General features: G+C 66.5%; 22 protein-coding genes. 16 read left to right on the forward strand and 6 right to left on the reverse strand.

Translation table 11 applies throughout. From position 1 onward, the window contains the following. Positions 1-105: 105 nt before the first annotated feature. On the forward strand, positions 106-1,122 hold the full coding sequence (locus LQF10_RS04970; protein ID WP_231066382.1) for a 4-hydroxy-3-methylbut-2-enyl diphosphate reductase: 1,017 nt from the start codon (positions 106-108) through the stop codon (positions 1,120-1,122). A 109-nt stretch (positions 1,123-1,231) separates the two neighbouring features. On the opposite strand, the gene LQF10_RS04975 is transcribed toward LQF10_RS04970, so the two are convergent. Continuing rightward, on the reverse strand, positions 1,232-2,860 hold the full coding sequence (locus tag LQF10_RS04975) for a DNA recombination protein RmuC (protein ID WP_231066383.1): 1,629 nt from the start codon (positions 2,858-2,860) through the stop codon (positions 1,232-1,234). Between the two features lie 166 nt (positions 2,861-3,026). Between LQF10_RS04975 and LQF10_RS04980 the strand changes: the two genes are divergently transcribed. The 7 genes from LQF10_RS04980 (at position 3,027) to LQF10_RS05010 (ending at position 8,207) form a co-directional block, all read left to right on the forward strand. Then, complete coding sequence (locus tag LQF10_RS04980) at positions 3,027-3,896, forward strand: ABC transporter ATP-binding protein (RefSeq protein ID WP_435531430.1); 870 nt, start codon at positions 3,027-3,029, stop codon at positions 3,894-3,896. Then, positions 3,866-5,449 carry a hypothetical protein gene (locus LQF10_RS04985; protein WP_231066384.1) on the forward strand — a complete coding sequence of 528 codons (1,584 nt, stop codon included), beginning with the start codon at positions 3,866-3,868 and terminating at the stop codon, positions 5,447-5,449. Before LQF10_RS04980 ends, LQF10_RS04985 begins: the two co-directional genes overlap by 31 nt. Positions 5,450-5,470: 21 nt before the next feature. Then, entirely contained in the window at positions 5,471-6,556 is a 1,086-nt protein-coding gene (gene ychF / locus LQF10_RS04990) for a redox-regulated ATPase YchF (protein WP_231066385.1), read from the forward strand. A gap of 33 nt (positions 6,557-6,589) precedes the next feature. Next, positions 6,590-7,081, forward strand: a complete 492-nt coding sequence (locus LQF10_RS04995) for a hypothetical protein (protein WP_231066386.1) — start codon at positions 6,590-6,592, stop codon at positions 7,079-7,081. A gap of 104 nt (positions 7,082-7,185) precedes the next feature. Then, a complete protein-coding gene (locus LQF10_RS05000) occupies positions 7,186-7,506 on the forward strand; it encodes a DUF7716 domain-containing protein (protein WP_231066387.1) in 321 nt (106 codons plus the stop codon). A gap of 3 nt (positions 7,507-7,509) precedes the next feature. After that, complete coding sequence (locus tag LQF10_RS05005) at positions 7,510-7,914, forward strand: SMI1/KNR4 family protein (RefSeq protein ID WP_231066388.1); 405 nt, start codon at positions 7,510-7,512, stop codon at positions 7,912-7,914. Between the two features lie 47 nt (positions 7,915-7,961). After that, a complete protein-coding gene (locus LQF10_RS05010) occupies positions 7,962-8,207 on the forward strand; it encodes a hypothetical protein (RefSeq protein ID WP_231066389.1) in 246 nt (81 codons plus the stop codon). Positions 8,208-8,408: 201 nt separating this feature from the next. Here the strand turns inward: LQF10_RS05010 and LQF10_RS05015 are convergent, their stop codons facing one another. Further along, on the reverse strand, positions 8,409-8,765 hold the full coding sequence (locus LQF10_RS05015; RefSeq protein WP_231066390.1) for a nuclear transport factor 2-like protein: 357 nt from the start codon (positions 8,763-8,765) through the stop codon (positions 8,409-8,411). A 236-nt stretch (positions 8,766-9,001) separates the two neighbouring features. Between LQF10_RS05015 and LQF10_RS05020 the strand changes: the two genes are divergently transcribed. Then, positions 9,002-9,481, forward strand: a complete 480-nt coding sequence (locus LQF10_RS05020; RefSeq protein WP_231066391.1) for a winged helix-turn-helix transcriptional regulator — start codon at positions 9,002-9,004, stop codon at positions 9,479-9,481. Positions 9,482-9,798: 317 nt separating this feature from the next. On the opposite strand, the gene LQF10_RS05025 is transcribed toward LQF10_RS05020, so the two are convergent. Further along, the gene (locus LQF10_RS05025) at positions 9,799-10,374 is read right to left on the reverse strand and encodes a 1-acyl-sn-glycerol-3-phosphate acyltransferase (protein ID WP_231066392.1); all 576 of its coding nucleotides are present in this window, start codon (positions 10,372-10,374) and stop codon (positions 9,799-9,801) included. Between the two features lie 242 nt (positions 10,375-10,616). After that, positions 10,617-11,327 carry a protein kinase family protein gene (locus LQF10_RS05030; RefSeq protein ID WP_231066393.1) on the reverse strand — a complete coding sequence of 237 codons (711 nt, stop codon included), beginning with the start codon at positions 11,325-11,327 and terminating at the stop codon, positions 10,617-10,619. An 86-nt stretch (positions 11,328-11,413) separates the two neighbouring features. Between LQF10_RS05030 and LQF10_RS05035 the strand changes: the two genes are divergently transcribed. Next, complete coding sequence (locus LQF10_RS05035) at positions 11,414-11,908, forward strand: GNAT family N-acetyltransferase (RefSeq protein WP_231066394.1); 495 nt, start codon at positions 11,414-11,416, stop codon at positions 11,906-11,908. Between the two features lie 61 nt (positions 11,909-11,969). On the opposite strand, the gene LQF10_RS05040 is transcribed toward LQF10_RS05035, so the two are convergent. Continuing rightward, the gene (locus LQF10_RS05040) at positions 11,970-12,314 is read right to left on the reverse strand and encodes a VOC family protein (protein WP_231066395.1); all 345 of its coding nucleotides are present in this window, start codon (positions 12,312-12,314) and stop codon (positions 11,970-11,972) included. A 97-nt stretch (positions 12,315-12,411) separates the two neighbouring features. On the opposite strand from LQF10_RS05040, the gene LQF10_RS05045 reads away from it, so the two are divergent. Beyond that, positions 12,412-13,305, forward strand: a complete 894-nt coding sequence (locus tag LQF10_RS05045) for an SDR family NAD(P)-dependent oxidoreductase (protein ID WP_231066396.1) — start codon at positions 12,412-12,414, stop codon at positions 13,303-13,305. A gap of 27 nt (positions 13,306-13,332) precedes the next feature. On the opposite strand, the gene LQF10_RS05050 is transcribed toward LQF10_RS05045, so the two are convergent. Then, complete coding sequence (locus LQF10_RS05050; RefSeq protein WP_231066397.1) at positions 13,333-13,971, reverse strand: TetR/AcrR family transcriptional regulator; 639 nt, start codon at positions 13,969-13,971, stop codon at positions 13,333-13,335. Positions 13,972-14,038: 67 nt separating this feature from the next. Between LQF10_RS05050 and LQF10_RS05055 the strand changes: the two genes are divergently transcribed. The 5 genes from LQF10_RS05055 to LQF10_RS05075 all read left to right on the forward strand — a co-directional run bounded on the left by LQF10_RS05055 (position 14,039) and on the right by LQF10_RS05075 (position 17,611). After that, positions 14,039-15,670, forward strand: coding sequence for an MFS transporter (locus tag LQF10_RS05055; RefSeq protein WP_231066398.1), 1,632 nt, complete (start codon positions 14,039-14,041; stop codon positions 15,668-15,670). Between the two features lie 4 nt (positions 15,671-15,674). Further along, entirely contained in the window at positions 15,675-16,031 is a 357-nt protein-coding gene (locus LQF10_RS05060; protein WP_231066399.1) for a cupin, read from the forward strand. A gap of 86 nt (positions 16,032-16,117) precedes the next feature. Further along, positions 16,118-16,408, forward strand: coding sequence for a DUF1905 domain-containing protein (locus LQF10_RS05065; RefSeq protein WP_231066400.1), 291 nt, complete (start codon positions 16,118-16,120; stop codon positions 16,406-16,408). Next, positions 16,405-16,869, forward strand: a complete 465-nt coding sequence (locus LQF10_RS05070) for a methyltransferase family protein (RefSeq protein WP_231066401.1) — start codon at positions 16,405-16,407, stop codon at positions 16,867-16,869. The genes LQF10_RS05065 and LQF10_RS05070 overlap by 4 nt, the downstream gene beginning before the upstream one ends. A 64-nt stretch (positions 16,870-16,933) precedes the next feature. Beyond that, positions 16,934-17,611: a class I SAM-dependent methyltransferase gene (locus LQF10_RS05075; protein ID WP_231066402.1), complete on the forward strand. Its 678-nt coding sequence runs from the start codon at positions 16,934-16,936 to the stop codon at positions 17,609-17,611. The last annotated feature ends 9 nt before the right edge of the window (positions 17,612-17,620 follow it).

The raw sequence follows: 17,620 nt of genomic DNA on the forward strand, positions 1-17,620 counted from the left end.
GGCGGGTCCACGCTTGCATCGCCACTGCCCCGGACCTTCACTCAGGGTGGCTGATCCCACACCTGCGGCCGGGTCTGGCCTGGACCCGGCACGTAGACTGAGGCAGTGACCACCTCCACTAAGCGCATCCTGCTCGCCGCCCCTCGTGGCTACTGCGCGGGGGTCGATCGGGCTGTCGAAGCAGTGGAGCAGGCGCTCGATCACTACGGTGCGCCGATCTACGTGCGCAAGGAGATCGTCCACAACAAGTACGTGGTGGAGACACTCAGTAAGCGTGGGGCGATCTTCGTGCACGAGACCGACGAGGTGCCCGAGGGTGCCCGGGTGATCTTCTCCGCGCACGGTGTCTCCCCGGCGGTGCATGCGCAGGCTGCCGAGCGTCGTCTCGACACGATCGATGCCACCTGCCCGTTGGTGACGAAGGTGCACAAGGAGGCGGTGCGCTTCGCCAAGGACGAGTTCGACATCCTCCTCATCGGCCACGACGGCCACGAGGAAGTTGAGGGGACGGCGGGGGAGGCCCCGGAGCACATCCAGCTCGTGGACGGCCCGGACGCTGTGGAGCATGTGACCGTGCGTGACCCGGACAAGGTGGTCTGGCTCTCCCAGACGACGCTCTCGGTGGACGAGACCATGGAGACCGTGCGCCGGTTGCGGGAGAAGTTCCCCTCCTTGCAGGATCCGCCCAGCGATGACATTTGCTACGCCACCCAGAACCGCCAGGTGGCCGTGAAGAAGATCGCCCCGGATGCGGATGTGCTGATCGTGGTGGGTTCGGCGAACTCCTCGAACTCGGTGCGACTGGTGGAAGTCGCCCTCGAGGCAGGCGCGCGGTCCGCGTATCGCGTGGATACCGCCGCGGATCTGGATCCGGCGTGGTTCGAGGGCGCGACCAGCGTAGGACTGAGTTCGGGTGCTTCAGTGCCGGAGATCCTCGTGCGCGACGTGATCACCCAACTCGGCGAGTGGGGCTTCGGTGAGGTGGAAGAGATCCGTACCGCCACCGAGGACCTGATGTTCTCCTTGCCGCGTGAATTGCGCGCCGACCTGAAGAAGGCGGGCCAGCCGGTCACCCGGCCGGGCCAGGGGACGCGCCGCTCCTTGAATGTCACGCCCGCCTGAGACCACGAGACGAGGGCTCGCAGCCCTGCGGCCCTGACGTTCGATCGGTGTTGACCCACCGCACCGCGTGGGTACGTGCTGATGGACTCAGCCATGCCGTTCTCGGCTGTCAGGCCTTCTTGCGACTGCCCCTCGCCGGCGCGCCGGCAGATCCGTGATCAGACGTGCCAGCACGGTCCGCGTCCCGAATGGACTCCTGCACAAGTGAGGTGATCTCGCGATCGGTCTCGATCGCGAGACCGTCGATGGGAAGCGTGGCACTCGTGTGCAGAGGAAGCGGGGCCGGTCCCTGCTCCTCGCGAGCTTTCGGCGTCTCGTAGACGTCCGGCTTCTGCGGCGGCGTCGCAAGGACCTCCAGCGGCGGGTGGCTGGCGAACTCCTGGTCCAGACCCTGCAGTGCGCTGAACCTGCGCGCCTGCGTGATCACCTGCGAGTCCAGGGAACGGTTGAAGGCGTTGTAGGCCTCCACGGTGGAGTTCAGGCGTTTGCCGAGCGTGGTCAGGTGTTTGCCCAGGGTGCCAAGGCGCTTGTGCAGTTCGCGACCTACTTGGAACACCTGCTCCGCCTCCGCCGCGAGCAGCTCCTGGCGCCAGGTGTACGCCACAGTGCGCAGCAGCGCTACCAACGTGGCCGGGGTGGCGAGGACGACGTTGCGCTCGAAGGCACGTTCCATCAGGCCCGGATCCTGTTCGAGGGCCGCTTGCAGGAACGACTCCGCGGGCAGGAACATCACCACGAACTCCGGCGTGTGCTCGAAATGCTCCCAGTACGCCTTGGCACCTAGGGCATCCACGTGCTCGCGCACGTGCCGGGCGTGAGCCTTGAGCCGTTCCGTGCGCACCGAATCCTCGCGCGACTCCATGGCCTCGAGGTAGCCGCTGAACGCCACCTTGGCATCCACCACCACCCGCTTCTCGCCCGGAAGGGTGACGATCATGTCCGGGCGGAGGACGCCGTCGTCAGTGGTGACGCTTTCCTGCTCCACGAAGTCAACGTGCTCAAGCATCCCGGCCGCCTCGACGACCCGGCGCAACTGCAGTTCGCCCCAACGACCGCGCACCTGAGGTGCACGCAATGCGGTGACCAGTTGACTGGTCTCCTGGCGCAGGTACTCCGAATCCGAGCGCATCTGGGTGACCTGCTCGGCCAATGTGGCGTGCGCTTCGGTGCGTGATTTCTCCGCGGCGTCCATCCCGGACTTCACCTCGGTGAGTGTGCGGGTGAGCGGCTCCACCAGCGTGCGGACAGCTTCCTCCCGCTTGGCGAGCTCCGCTGCCGAGACTTCCTGCGCGCGGGCGAACCGCTCCTCCGCCTGTGTGAAGAACGCCTCCTGCGTCTGTGCCAGCACCTTCGCTGAAAGCGCCTCGAACTCGTCCGACATCCGCTTGGCGTCCGCGCGCATCTCATCGAGCCGCTCCGTGGCGCGCTTGCGCTCGACATCGACCTCGTCGCGCAGCGCCTGGCGCTCCCGCTCGAAGGCGACCCGTTCCAGATCGGAACGCTCATCGGCCGCCCGCTCGGCCGCCGTCAGCGCCCGAGCGTGTGACTCGCGCTCGGCAGCGAGCCGTTCGGTCAGTGCCGGTACCTGCGCCGCTGCCGCGTCAGCGGTCTCCAGACGGGCAGTGAGCCTGGCGATCTCGTCGGCACCGGGCGCCATGCGTCGGGTCAGCAGCACACCGCCGACCCCTCCGAGGGCGAGCCCTACGAGAGTGGCGAGAATGACGAGCAGGATGTCCATACGAACACCGTGCCACGAGGCACTGACATCGCTGGTCCGGGCGCGCCGCAGCGGCCTGTTCACGTGCCCTCCCTGCCCCCTGCTCGCCTACGAGGATGAGCCGAACAGCGCATCTCATTCCCGCGATGGATCCGCGTGCACCTGTATGGCACGTACGTTGGAGTCCATGTCCGATCCGTTCACACCGCCACCTGCCGGGGCTCCGGTGGCTGCTGGCGAAACCGCACCGGCCCCGCACGCTTCGATGGCACCACCTACACCACCGGACTCCTCCGCTGCGCTCTCGATCCGCGGCCTGTGGAAGCGGTTCGGGCAGAAGGCCGCCGTGGCGGGTATCGACCTGGATGTCCCCCGCGGATCCTTCTTCGGATTCGTCGGCCCCAACGGGGCAGGCAAGACCACCACGCTCTCCATGGCGACCGGCCTGTTGCGCCCCGACGCCGGCACTGTGATGGTCAACGGCGCCGACTTCTGGAGCGACCCGGACACCGGCAAGGCCCAACTCGGCGTACTCCCCGATGGTGTGCGGTTGTTCGATCGGCTCACCGGCCTGCAGCTGCTGACGTATTCCGGCCTGCTCCGCGGGATGGACCGGGAGACGGTTGCCGAACGCTCCGCGGACCTGCTGCGCGCCCTCGACCTGACCGAGGACAAGAACACCTTCGTCGTGGATTACTCGGCGGGTATGACCAAGAAGATCGCCCTCGGCTGCGCACTGATCCACGCACCACGGATCCTGGTGCTCGATGAGCCGTTCGAGGCCGTGGACCCCATCTCGGCGGCCAACATCCGGGACATGCTCGCTGACTACGTGCGCTCCGGTGGCACAGTGATCGTCTCCTCGCACGTGATGGACCTCGTGCAGCGGATGTGTGACCACGTGGCCGTGATCGCCGAAGGGACGATCCGCGCCGCGGGAACTGTGGAGGACGTGCGCGCCGGGCAGAGCCTGGAAGACCGCTTCGTTGAACTCGTCGGTGGCCGCCAGCAGACGGAGGGATTGGCGTGGTTGCGCACTTCGTCCGACTCCGACTGACCCTGCTGGCGAACACGTTCCGCAAGAGCGTCTGGCAGACCATCGGCTACATCCTCGCGATCCTCTATGCCCTCGGCGTGATCGGGACGGCGACCGCGGGTGCCATCGCCGGGGGTGGCGTGGATGCCGAGCTCACCGGGCAGGTGATCATGGTTGCTGGGGCCGTGGTGGTGCTCGGCTGGTGGGTGATCCCGATTTTCGCCTTCGGTACGGACGCCACCTTGGATCCGCAGCGGTTCGTGTCCTTCGGTATCCCGCGGCGCAGGCTGCTCACCGGCCTCACGGCCGCGGGCCTGACGTCGATTCCGGGTGCGGCGACGTTGCTGGCTGCGGCGGGCCTGGCACTGGCGTGGTGGCGTACTCCGGCCATCGCGGCGGTGGCGCTGATCGGCGGTGTCTTGGCTGTTGCATGTTGCGTACTGGGTTCACGGGCGCTGACGACGGCGCTCGCCCCGCTGCTGGATTCGCGCCGGTATCGCGAGGTGCTCGCCGTGGTGGCGCTGGTCCCGTTGGTGATGTTCGGTCCCCTCATTGCCTCGATCCCGGCGTTTTTCGCCGACGGCGGCAGCACCCCTGATCAGGTGCGTGGACTGGTCGGCGAGATCGCCATGATCGCTGGATGGACACCGTTCGGCGCGCCGTGGGGTATCGCCGTCGCCGTGCACGAGGGCGCATGGGCCCTGGCCGGGGCCCGACTCGTCATCGTGGCGGCCACCCTGGTAGTGGCGTGGACGGTCTGGGACCGGGCCCTGGCTCGTGCCCTGGTCTCCCCGCCCACGGCCGGTTCGGGCGGGCACGGTAAGGGGTTGGGCTGGTTCGACCGCTTCCCTGCCACGCCCACGGGCGCGGTGGCGGCGCGCGCTCTGACCTACTGGTTCCGGGACCCGCGGTACTCCTCCTCGCTCACCGTCCTGGCGCTGATGCCGGTCATCCTGATGGTGGCCAGCCGCGGCGGAAGTGCCGAGATCCTGCTGATTCTGGGCCCCCTTGCAGGGTGGATCCTGGGCTTCATGATCTCGGGTGACATCTCCTTCGACCACACGGCGTTCGCCCTCCACGTGGCCACCGGTACCCCGGGACGTGCCGACCGGGCCGGGCGCGCGCTCGCGGTCGGAGTGCCCGGCGCACTCGTGGTGACGATCTTTGCCATCGCTACCTTCGCCGTCACCGGTCGATGGGATCTCGCGCCGCTCGTGCTCGGCGTCTCCTACGGAATGCTCGGCGTCGGGCTGGGCGTCTCCAGCGTGGCGTCCGCGCGGATGATCTATCCCGTGGTCAAGCCGGGGGAGAGCCCACTGAAGCAGCCGCAGGGCTCAGCGATGGCCACGATGGTGTCTCAGGGACTGGGGATGCTCGCGATCATGGCGATCTCGATTCCGTTCCTGGTGACGGCGGTGCTCACCCTCGCCGTCTCGCTCACCTTCGGTTGGGTGACGCTGCTGCTGGGGATCGTCATCGGGGCAGTGGTCTGTGTGCTGGGGATCCGGATCGGAGGCCGGTGGTACGACCGCCGCACGCCGGAGATCCTGCAGCAGGTCCTCGCCCAGGCATAGTCGCCCGTAGACTCGTCTCCCGTGGCTCTCACTATCGGTATCGCTGGTCTGCCCAACGTCGGCAAGTCCACCCTGTTCAACGCGCTCACCCGCGCCACCGCTCTTGCGGCGAACTATCCGTTCGCCACGATTGAGCCCAATGTGGGTGTGGTCCCGTTGCCGGACGAGCGATTGGGCACCCTGGCGGAGATCTTCTCCAGCGAGAAGATCATCCCTGCCACGGTCTCCTTCGTCGATATCGCAGGCATCGTCAAGGGCGCGAGCGAGGGGGAAGGACTCGGGAACAAGTTCCTCGCCAACATCCGTGAGGCGGATGCGATCTGCCAGGTGACCCGTGCGTTCGCCGACCCCGACGTGGTGCACGTGGACGGCAAGGTCTCGCCGAAGGATGACATCGAGACCATCAATACTGAACTGATTCTCGCCGATCTGCAGACTCTGGAGAAGGCGTTGCCGCGGCTGGAGAAGGAGGTCCGCGGGAAGAAGACCGAAGCGGCTGTGCTGGACACCGCCAAAGGAGCGATGGCCCTGCTCGAGGAGGGCACCACGATCGCTGCCGGCGGTGCAGCGGCCGGGCTGGACCCGCAGATCGTGGCGCAGTTCGGGCTGATGACGGCCAAGCCGTTCATCTACGTCTTCAACACCGACGATGCTGGTCTTGCGGATGAGGCCATGCAGGCCGAACTGCGCGAGCTCGTGGCGCCCGCGCAGGCGATCTTCCTGGACGCGAAGTTCGAGGCCGAACTGGTGGAACTGGAGCCGGACGAGGCCGCGGAGATGCTTGCCGAGTCCGGTCAGGCCGAGTCCGGCATGGACCAGCTGGCCCGGGCCGGCTTCGACACCCTCGGCCTGCAGACGTACCTCACCGCCGGGCCTAAGGAGTCCCGTGCGTGGACCATCGGCAAGGGCTGGACGGCACCCCAGGCGGCCGGGGTGATCCACACCGACTTCGAACGCGGATTCATCAAGGCCGAGGTGGTCTCCTTCGGTGATCTGGTGGACGCCGGGTCGATGGCCGAGGCGAAGGCGCGAGGCCGGGTGCGTATCGAAGGTAAGGACTACGTGATGGCTGACGGCGATGTGGTGGAGTTCCGGTTCAACGTGTGAGGTCCGCCTCGAACCATCGGTACCCTGATGCAGGTGAGCGTCACACAGTTGCTCGAGGAGATCGAGCGGATCAATGGCGACGATCTGGACGCAGCAGCAGAGTTCGGCCCTCTCAAACTTGGTCCGCGCGGTGTCGTGCTCGAGGAATTGGTGTGCGCTGATCGGCGTACGCGCGTCGTGCCGTCGCCACAGGTTCGGGAGTTCTATGCGTACGCAGCCTGGTGGGAGCACTGCTCGGTGCAGCTCGAGTGGTGCAACCAGGCGACGATCGAGGAGTTGTACGCTCACAGCCCGGTGCAGGACATGCTCGCTGCCGATTGTGCGCCGGGGTTCCTGACGACGTCCGGCCTCTCGCCATCGTCGATTGTGCTGTTCGCCATCGACGACCGAGACGCACCGTTCGAACGCGCATACTTCAACGTCGACGGAGGTGGGGAACCGCAGGTCGTCTACGCCGGGTCCGAGGTGAGCGTCTTCGATGACCTTGCCGGATACCTGCAGTCGTGGCTTGACAGCTTGAGCTGACTCTGAGCTGCTCTGGTTCTTGTTCCGACGTCTTTTGCGGACTCGGGAGTCGAGAGTGGCCCTGCGTAGCCTTCCGTCGGGGCAGCGTGAGCGAGACTGTGAGCATGAAGATGCTTCTCGGCGAGGTGTTGTGGACCGCGGGCGATCTGCCATGGACCCATGCGCTGTATGCCCCCGCGGACCGTCGGTTCGACGACGAGTCCTTGCCGGTGTTGGTGTGGGACGTGGACGACGTCGCGGACGACGCCACAGATCTACCATCGGAGGCGAGCGCTCTCGGCTACGAGTACGTGCTCGGGATCGACGATGTGCAGAGCATCGTCGCCAACGCACGAGCACAGAGGCCGGGAGCGACTACCGCCGACCTCCTCCTCGCATTCCAGCACTATCTCGCCCGAGATGCGTTCATCGTGTGGGATCGTTGAACGATGGTGTCGCGAAGCGCGCTGAGCGAGAGGTTCACTCTCTTTCCTCCTGCATCACGCTCCGCCATCGAGCGTGAAGAGGACGAGTATGGCGGTTCGTTGCCCCGAGAGTACGTGGCGCTGCTTCGAATGTCAGACGGGCTGCACTCCGACGGGAACCTGAGCATCCTCGGCGCTGAGGGTGTCGTGCGGCGAAACAACGACTACGAGGTGCAGACCTACCTACCGGACTTCTTCATGATCGGCGACGACGGCGGCGGGAACGCGATCCTGCTGAACCTCAGTGACCGCCGTATCTACGAGGTGGGCATGGGGGTCATGGATGAGGAGAGCCTGGAGCTCAGTGCCGGCTCCCTCGACGAGCTTCTCGCGCTTGGTACGTGCTTGGCAGAGCGAGGTGGCGGATAAGAGTGGCCCGTGACATGTGACGCGAACGTGTATCGGAGCCTGCGAGGATGGCGATATGGGCGTTTTTCGACGCGATCACACCCCTCGCGCCCGGCGCTGGCGGGCCGGGTATGGAGGTGGTGATCCACGTTGCCGGTCCGGCGGCTCCGGGACGTTCGGAACACATGCGGGGCACGGGAATCGTCCGCATCGCACGTGTGTCGAAGGAGCGCACCGAGGTGTTCGCGGATGACCGGCTGATCGCGACTTTTGACGACCTGACGACCGCTGACGTTTTCGGTACAGAGTGGTAGCGGGATTCAAGACACGCTCGAGGCCAGCTCCGTATCCGGATGCTGCTCAGGCCGGTGTGTCGCCGAAGTCCTGTCGCCACGACCCACGGCGAGGTTGCTTCGCGACGACCCCGTCCAACGGGAATTCACCGCCGATGACGTCAACGAACTCTGGCCGACAGACATCACTGAGCCCACGATGAGGAGACGTTGTATCTCCGTCTAGACCTCGATCGTGAGGCGGGTGATGCCTTGATCGTCGAGTTCGAAGTGGTAGCGCAGCGTGACCGTGCCGCCCGGGAAGTTGCCGTCTAGCCGGATCTGCACGGTGATGTGCGCGTCGTCTTCCTGGCGCTGTCCGATGCGGGTGCTGGTGTACTCGTACTCGCCGGAGGCGCGCTCGATCCACTCACCGATCTCGTCGACGCCGCGGTACGTGTTCCCGTCGTCCACGACGGTGGGGGCCAGCGAGAAGCAACTCCGCGCGTCGTCGTGACGGCCTTCGTCGTGGGCATCGAGGTAGCTGAGCACGGGCGCGGGGAGTTGTGCGGGGTCGTAGGCGGTGAAGTCGTTGGTCATGGGCTCAGTCCTTCTGTTCGTTGCGGAGTGGATCGAGAGGACGGGCATGCCCCCATTCCGGAGACGGCGAACCATCGCGGCACCAGTTCCGCGCGCGCCTCCGGTGACGGCAGCCCGCGGGGCCGGCGAAGATGGCACCGTAGTAACTGCTGATTTAGAAGTAGCAACGACTGCTAGATTAGCAGTAACTGAGGGTGCGTCGTTCGACGCCTCTGCGACGAGCCGATGGAGGGACTGTGTCCGCACACATTCGCGCCGAGGACAGGGAGTGTCCGTTGTCGACGGCGATGTCCTACGTCGGCGAGTGGTGGACGATCCTGATCCTCCACGATTGTTTTGACGGCTACACCCGCTTCGATCAGTTCGAGGTGAACATTGGCCTGTCCTCCAGCATGCTTACCTCGCGTCTCAAAACTCTGGTTGACAGCGGCATTCTGGAGAAGCAGGTCTATCAGGAGCGCCCGGTGCGACACGAGTACGTCCTCACCGACTTCGGCCGATCGCTGCGGCCGATCCTCGTAGCGATGGCCGCATGGAGGAATGCGCAACTTGCGCCGGAGGACCGGGCGATGATCCTCATCGATTCCGAGACTGGGCTCGAGATCGAGCCCGAGGTCGTAGACCCCGTGACGGGGCGATGCGCCTCCGATCCGCGCTACGTGTTCACTGCCGGTCCGTCAGCCGGAGAGCAGATGCGCGCACGATACAGGTCGTGACGGGCAGCCGGTGGAGTTCCGTTTCAACGCGTATCTGACTCCCGCCGCGGATCAACTCTCGCGGGAAGAAGTGTGCGAGGGCGAAATCATCGTTCAGGTTCAGGTCAGGGTCAGGCATGGCAGCATTGGGCGGCGGTGCGCCAGGCTTCGAGCCGCTATGGCGCCCCACCGCCACGATGACGACCGACCGGCAAGAATCGTGATGCCGGGACCAAGGCCTGCTGTTCCGAGTACACGCGTAACGTTCAGGCTGGTGTAAGGAAGGCCGAGGCATCGTCCGCCCCTCTGCGGGGCGACGGCCAGGAGAGCGCCGAGGATCAATACTCCCGGTTCTCCTCCTGCAAGCGCGGTTCGACCCGATGCTGTGGGTGGAAGCCCGCCTTGTCGTCATAGAACGCGCGGATCCGGTCCATATCGGCAGCAACGTCACCAGTGAGATGGAACGTCTGGCCTAGTCCGGAGGTCATCGTGGTGCGGTCCATGAAGCCGAGCGTGACCGGCATGCCGGTCTCACGGGCGATCCGGTAGAAGCCCGACTTCCAGTGGGTGTGACCCTTGCGTGTGCCATCTGGTGTGACGACGAGGCTGAAAACTTCACCGGAGGCGATCCGCTGCACGACTTCAGTGACGACACGGCTCGGGTCCGCACGGTCGACCGGGATACCGCCGAGTGCCCGCATGATCGGCCCCTTCCACCCTCGGAACAAGCTGGCTTTGCCCAGCCAGCGGATCGGAATGCCCAGGCGCCATGCGATAGCGAGCATGAACGCGAAATCCCAGTTAGACGTGTGTGGCGCGCCGATCAGGAGGCTCGGCTGGTCGGGCCGGGAGTGGGAGACCATCCGCCATCGGCTGACCGACCAGAACGCGCGAGCAAGCAGTCGCCGGAGCATTCCACCACTGTAGGGCGCCTCGAGTTCGGCTCGGTGCACCGCCGTCACCTGACCAGGCCGCCGGTGGTGGGAGATCGATGGACCTTGACGTCGTTCCACCGTCTGATCTCCGGCGCTACAGCCTTGGTGTGCCGTGTGCGATCACGAGGACTGGGCCGTCGGGGTCAAGCGCGTTGACCGTGGCAGTCACATCGTCCACCTGAGGATCCAGGGGGCCGGGCAGGTTCCGGAGAAGTGAATCCCTACCCGTCCAAGGTGCTGGTGGCCTCGACACAGTGCCCGTTCGCATCGGCCTGGCGAAGTTTCTCGCGCAGATCATCGCGGTCACGCTGCTCCCAGGGGCCCGAGCAGGCGAGCGGGATCTCGGTCATGAACCGCCGCTGATCCTGCCGAATCTGCGTGACGAAGCGATCCGGGTCGCGTTGGGCGGTGGCGTACAGGTTCGGGCCATCCGCGTAGTACGGGTCGGTGAGGACCAGTCGCCCGTCGGCAGTTCGCATGACGTTGGAAGGATTGTCGTCGAGCGGGCCGCACCAGGGGAGGTCACGTCGAGCGTCGCGGTGCACGCGAGCAACGATCTCGGCGAGCGCCTTCAGCTCCAGTTCGGGGACTGCGAGTCGCGCCAGGAATGCGGCCGCCTCTGGAATCGGTACTGCGGTGAGCCGCTCCATCACCTGGAGGTCGCCCCCGCCGGCGAGCCGCCGGTGCGCGTACAGCCGAGGCGTCTGGTTGGTCGCCGCCGCGTCGCGGTAGAGCCGAGCGGTATATGGCCCTACCGGATCGAAAGGGCTGATCCGCGCCACCATGTCCTCCTCGGGTGCGATGAGCGCGAATGCCCAGTCTCCGCTGCCGCAGGGCGTCCAGCCGGATCCGAGCAGCAGATGCTCGACGTCGCGATGGGTTGCTCTCGCGTCGATCGCATCGAGGGCAGCGGGCAGGGAGCGCTCGGGCATGTGACAGGAGCCTAGCTGCGCACGCGAGAACGATGACCGCAGTGACGCCTACCGAGTTCGGGTGTGCCCGTGTGAGTATGTGCGGCATGGATGGGCGAGAGCGAGGTCAGGCACTTCAGATGCGCTCGGCCCGCACCGATGAGGCGAGTGCACTCTCCGCTCTCGCCCTGCGTTCCAAGGGCCACTGGGGATACCCGCAGGACTTCCTGGATGCCTGCCGCGAGGAACTGACCATCACGCCCGAGAGATGTGACTCCGAAGTCGTGACCGTGGCGCTTCTCGAGGACCGAATCGCGGGGTTCTATACGGTGGACGGCTCCCCTCCCGAGGGTGAGCTCGGTGCGCTGTTCGTCGATCTCGATCTCATCGGCTCGGGTGTCGGCGGCTCGCTGCTGCGCCATGCCCTCGCCTCGGCGGCCAGCCGGGGGTTCCGCCGCCTGGTTCTCGATGCCGATCCGGGTGCTGAGGCCTTCTACGTGAGGTACGGGGCCGAGCGGATCGGGGAAGTGCCCAGCGGTTCGGTCCCCGGAAGGATGTTGCCGCACATGCGGTTCGACCTGACTCGGCCGGTTCGGGACTGATCCTGCCAAGGACGAAGCGCCACCTCAGCCTGCCCGACGACACGCCCATTGAGCGGGAAAGTCAGAGGTGCGTTCCGACGTTGACCACCCGGCCGGAGCCGTCTCGATAGAAGAACCGGCGGACGCCCCATTCCTCATCGGTCAGCGGATGAACGATCTCGAGCCCGGACTCGGTTGCGCGCCGGTGCGCGGCCTCCACGTCGTCCACGAACACCGACACATCCGGGTTCACTGGGGCCGATGCGTCAGCGGTCATCAGGCCGAGCTGATGACCGTCACCATCTGCGAGGAACGCAATCCAGCCGTTGTCCATCACCACTTCCATTCCGAGCACCGCGCTGTGCTCGTGGATGGCTTCGGCGAGGTCTGTGACGGTCAGGATCGGAGTGATTCGGTCGATGCGCATACCTGCAGGTAATCACCGAGTACGGCGATGCGTCCACAGCAAGCACGACGGCGTAAGTCGCCACCGCGATGATGGTCACCGTGGCTACAGTCGGACTGTGCCCACTCCCGCCGCGACCGAGCGTCCCGATGTCGGCGATCAGGCAGGTCGGACATGGCTGATCACTGGTGCTACCAGTGGCGTCGGTCGTGAGGTCGCACGAGCCGCAGCGCGGGCCGGAGCCCGGGTGATCGCACCGGCTCGTGACGCAGACCGCGGCCAGCGGCTCCTCAACGAACTGCACCAGGCGCGCGCAGACGCCGTCGGGGGCTCTCTCGACCTGGCCGATCTCTCCTCTGTTCGCGCGTTCTGCGCAACACTCGAGGAGCCGATCGACGTGCTCGTGAACAATGCTGGCGTCATCACGCCCCGCCGTCGGGAGAGTGCCGAGGGGTCCGAATTGATGCTCGGCACCAATTTCCTCGGTCCGTTCGCCCTGACCAACCTGCTCGCTAGCCGGGTGCGCGGGCGCATCGTGGTGGTCGCCTCGAATGCGCATCGAAGCGGACACGTCGACGCCGCCGACCCGCACTTCCGGTACCGCCGGTGGACCACTGCCGCCGCGTACGCGCAGTCGAAACTGTGCGACATGCTCTGGGCACGTGCGCTGCAACGCCGCCTCGGCTCGGGCGGGCCCGATGTGGACGTTCAGCTGGCCCACCCGGGCTGGGCCTTCACGAACATTCAGAACGTCACGGGGGTGCGCGTCCTGGACCGCGCGGTCAGCGCGGTGTGCTCGGTCTTCGCACAACCGGCCGCGACCGGCGCACTCCCGGTGCTGACGGCGGCGACCGCCGACCTGCCCGTGCTCAGCTTCATCGGACCGGACGGGTTCCGGCAACTGCGTGGCCGCCCGGAGCGTCAGCGTCCCTCCGATCTTGCTCTGGACAACGACGCAGCCGAGGCAGTGTGGCAGTTGGGTGTCCGCGAGACCGGCACCGATGTGCCCTGATCACTTCTCCATATGCCTGGCTGAGAGTCACTGAGCACGGTCATGTGATTCGTGTGCGGCGTACTCGCGCACCAGATCGTCGTAGTCCGAGGCGATCCCTCGGAGCATCGTGGAGACGACGGTCTCGATCTCCACGGTCGTCATCGGGGCGCGGCCGAACAGTTGACGATAGAACGTCAGCGAGGCGAGGACGTCGACCGTCAGCGGCAGGTCGACGTCCTCCCTGAGATCGCCCCGTTGCCGGGCTGCGAACAGCGTACGGTGGACTGCTCGCCGCGGTGGTTCGATGACGACCTCGAGGAGTTCCTCGTGCAGGGTCGCCTCGCCGGCGCTCTCGGCGGTGAGCTGGGCGAGCGTTCCGGCGCCGAGGAGGCAGATGGCCCGGGTGATCAGCACGAGGCACTCATGCAGGTCGCACATGGTGCAGCCCGTCGATGGCGCCTCGATGCGGCCCAGACGGTCCGCCAGGACCGCCAACACGAGCCGACGGCGATTCGGCCAGCGGCGGTAGACAGCCGATTTGCTCACCCCGGCCCGGCGGGCGACGTCCTCGATGGCGACCTCTCGATAGCCGCCGTCATCCAACGTCCGAGCGGTGGCGTGCAATACCGCCGCATCAATGTGCTCATCACGGGGCCGACCTCGGGTCGATGCACGTGTGTTCATCTCAGGACCTTCTTCGATAAAATCGATACGGTACGTAGCGTAGCGAAAACATCGAATGGAGGCAAACATGCAGATCCATGCCACCGCGTCAGCAGGTCGTCAGGCCACGAAGGCCGGCGCCGCCGCATGGGTGGGGCTCGGTGTGCTCTCGGTGCCCATATTCATGACAGCAGTGGACATGTCCGTCCTTTTCCTGGCGATACCCACGATCGCCGCAGATCTGCTGCCCTCTGGTACGCAACAGCTCTGGGTACTGCACATCGGCGACATCGCCGGGGCGAGCCTGGTGCTGACGGCCGGTCGTCTCGTGGATCAGTTCGGGCCGCGACGATTGCTGATGCTCGGGTTGGTGGGTTATGCGCTGGCGTCGTCCCTGGCTGCGCTTGCACCGACGATCGAGGTGCTGATCCTGGCCCGCATGCTGCTGGGCGCCTCCGCGGTGACCATCGCCCCTGCCGGTGCGGCCCTGCTGCGCTCGCTGTTCCCGCTCAATCGCCAGTTCTCGGTGGCGATTGCCCTGTTCATGGCCGCGTTCTCCGGTGGGATGGCGCTTGGACCTCCGCTTGGCGGGTTGGTGCTCGAGCACTTCTGGTGGGGCGCCATCTTCTTGTTCAATGTTCCGATCGCGATCGGCGTCGTGGGTCTGTGGTGGCTGTTGCCGAAAGTCGATGGCAACGGCAGTGGTCGTATCGATGGGCTGAGCATCGCACTCTCGGCCCTCGGAATCGCCGGACTGGTCTACGGAGGGCAGGAACTTGCCGCCGGTGGTTGGAGTCCATGGCATGCACTCGCCGTCGTGGCCGGCGTCTCGCTGATGGCCGCGTTCATCCGGCGCCAGAGAACGCTCGACGTGCCGATGCTGGACCTGTCCCTGTTCCGGTCGGTGCCGCTCACGCTCGCTCTGATCAGCATCTGGCTCGTCATCACGGCGGGCGCCGGGGCCGATATGCAGTTCGCGCAGCACCTGCAGGTGGTGATGGGACACGGTCCGCTGGGTGCCGGAATGCTGCTCGTGGTACCGGCCTTGTTCTCGATGGGGGCCACTGCAGCCTCACCGATCCTGTTGCGCTGGCTCCGCCCCGGATTCGCGATCGGCGCAGGAGCAGGAGTGGCCGTCGTTGGAGCCGCGCTCATGGTGGTCGCTGTCAGCGCCGGACCTGAGGCCTCGATCGTGTTCTTGATCGGTGCTGCGTGCCTCGTGGCGATTGGCATGGCACCGGTATTCGCGATCGGAACCACCGTCGTGCTGGCCAATGCGCCCCCCGCGCAGACCGGTTCCGCCCAGGGGATGCAGGAGGTCAGCGGCAGTCTGGGCAACACGGCCGGGCTTGCTCTGGGCGGGTCCGTGGCCTACGTCAGCTACTCCGGCGCGATGAGCGTGCGGCTGCCCGCGGGTCTCGACAAGGCGACAGCGCACCAGAGCGTGGAAAGTGTCGGCGGAGCGCTCGCAGGAGCCGCCCACCTGCCGCCAGACGCGGCCGCGCTACTTGTTCGCGCGATCACCGAGTCCTTCACGGTGGCCACTCGTGACACCTACTTCGTCGCAGTGCTCGGGTTCGCGGTCGCGGCCACTCTCGCCTTCGTGGGGCTGCGCACCGCGAGGATCGATGGTGACGAGGGCGAGACGCCGACCGCCGGTACCGATGAGGCCACCGCCGGGGGATCCGAGCAACTGACAACCCACCGAGACAGGAGGTGACATCGTGGACGATTCCGCGCCCACAGTGCGCGCGTTCGGCACGCACGGCATCGATGGAACGGACGGCTCAAGCCTGCAGTTTGGCGATCGCCAGCTCTTCATCAGGCCAGCCGTGGACACGTCCGAGGGGAGGTTGTTCAGTGCGTACTCAGCGCGCTTCGGGCGTGGCGAGAGAGCCGATCTCCCGGCGCCGTACGAGGAAGTGTGGGTGGTCGTGCAGGGCTGGCTCCGGATCCACACGGCGTGCACGGACATCACCGCTGGGGCCGGAGACTATCTCCATGTTCCGAAGAACACACCAGGTGAGGTCGAGGCGCTCGAGGAGACCACGCTCGTCTGCATCTCTGTACCTGCGCACTGAACACAACGATGTACTGAACGCAACGGTGTACCGGAGGCGTCGCCGTCTCGCTCGAGGAAGCGGCGGGGCCGCCTAGACTCACCGGTATGGAGTGGGAGTTCGACGGCGAGGTCATCGAGTGGCGCGGTCCGGCGCCGTTCGTCTTCGTTGACATCGCCGAAGAACTTAGTGATGCGATCAAGGAAGCGGCTCGCGATCTCATCTACTGGGGGCAGGTGCCGGTGGAGGCGACGATCGGGCGCACCACATTCACCACTGCCCTTTTCCCCAAGGACGGCCGGTATCTGCTTCCGGTGAAGGTGGCCGTCCAGCGCGCCGAGCAGGTGGCCGAAGGGGACGTTGTGGATGTCGCTATGACATTACGGCGCTCGCGATGAACCTGCGTGAGGTGCACGTCCCGCCACCGGTCGTCCTCCTGGCCGCTGGCCTCGCCCAGCGGGCGCTCAGCCGGAATGCACCGCGTCCCGGCCGGTGGCGTCAAGTCGCCTCTCTCGCCCTGGCCGCGGGCTCGGCCGCACTGCCCGTGACGGCGGCCCTCACCTTCATCTCGCAACGCACCACGGTGAGTCCGCTCGCTCCGGAGCATGCCACCTCCCTGATCACCTCTGGCCCGAACGCGCTGACTCGCAACCCGATGTATCTCGGGATGGCGGGCCTGCTGGCCGCGCACGCTGTGCAGCGTGGCTCATGGGCAGCCGTCGGGCCCCTCGGGCTCTTCGTGCTCACCGTCGACCGCTGGCAGATTCGGGGTGAGGAAGAGGCCCTGCGCAGGCTGTTCGGCGCCGAGTATGGGGCGTACTGCGCACGGGTGCCGCGCTGGCTCGGCCGCGTCCGCTGAACCGACGTTTGCTGAAACGGCAATCGCTGTTGCTCGCTGCTGGCGGGCATTGCAGGATGTGGCCATGACCACGACCTCGCACCAGCATGACGATCACCAGTCCTCGCCCAGCGCGGAGGACGCAGCGACCTACTTCGAACCGCCCGCTTGGGAGGAGCGCTACGCCGGCAACGGCTCCCATTGGAGTGGCAACCCGAACACTCAGCTGGTCGCGGAAGTCTCCGGGCTCACCCCGGGAACTGCCCTGGATGTCGGCTGCGGCGAGGGCGGTGACGTGATCTGGTTGGCGCAGCAGGGCTGGCAGGTGACCGGTGCCGACTTCTCCGCCAACGGCCTCGCCCGCGCCGCCCACCACGCTGATGCGGCGGGCGTCGCCGAACGGGTCGACTTCTGGCAAGTGGACGCACGCGCCTTCCAGGCCGAGGGGCGCCAGTACGACCTGGTGACCACGCACTATCTGCACCCACCCGACGGCGGAATGGTCGCCGTCATGGGACGCCTCGCCGAGGCCGTGGCTCCGGGCGGGCAGCTGCTGATCGTGGGGCACGCTCCCTCTGAAGGGCACCCGGCGGCGTCCAAGGCCCATCAGCAGGCGATGTTCCTCGCGGCGGACCTGGTGGCCGGGGTGCCGGACGGGTTCGAGGTGCTCGTGGCCGAGCAACGGCCCCGCACCGTGGTGCGCGAGGGGCGCACCTTCGAGATCGACGACTCGGTCCTCATGGCTCGCCGCATCGCTGCCTAAGCGTGTGTG

This window comes from Ruania halotolerans, assembly GCF_021049285.1.
Classification (GTDB): domain Bacteria; phylum Actinomycetota; class Actinomycetes; order Actinomycetales; family Beutenbergiaceae; genus Ruania; species Ruania halotolerans.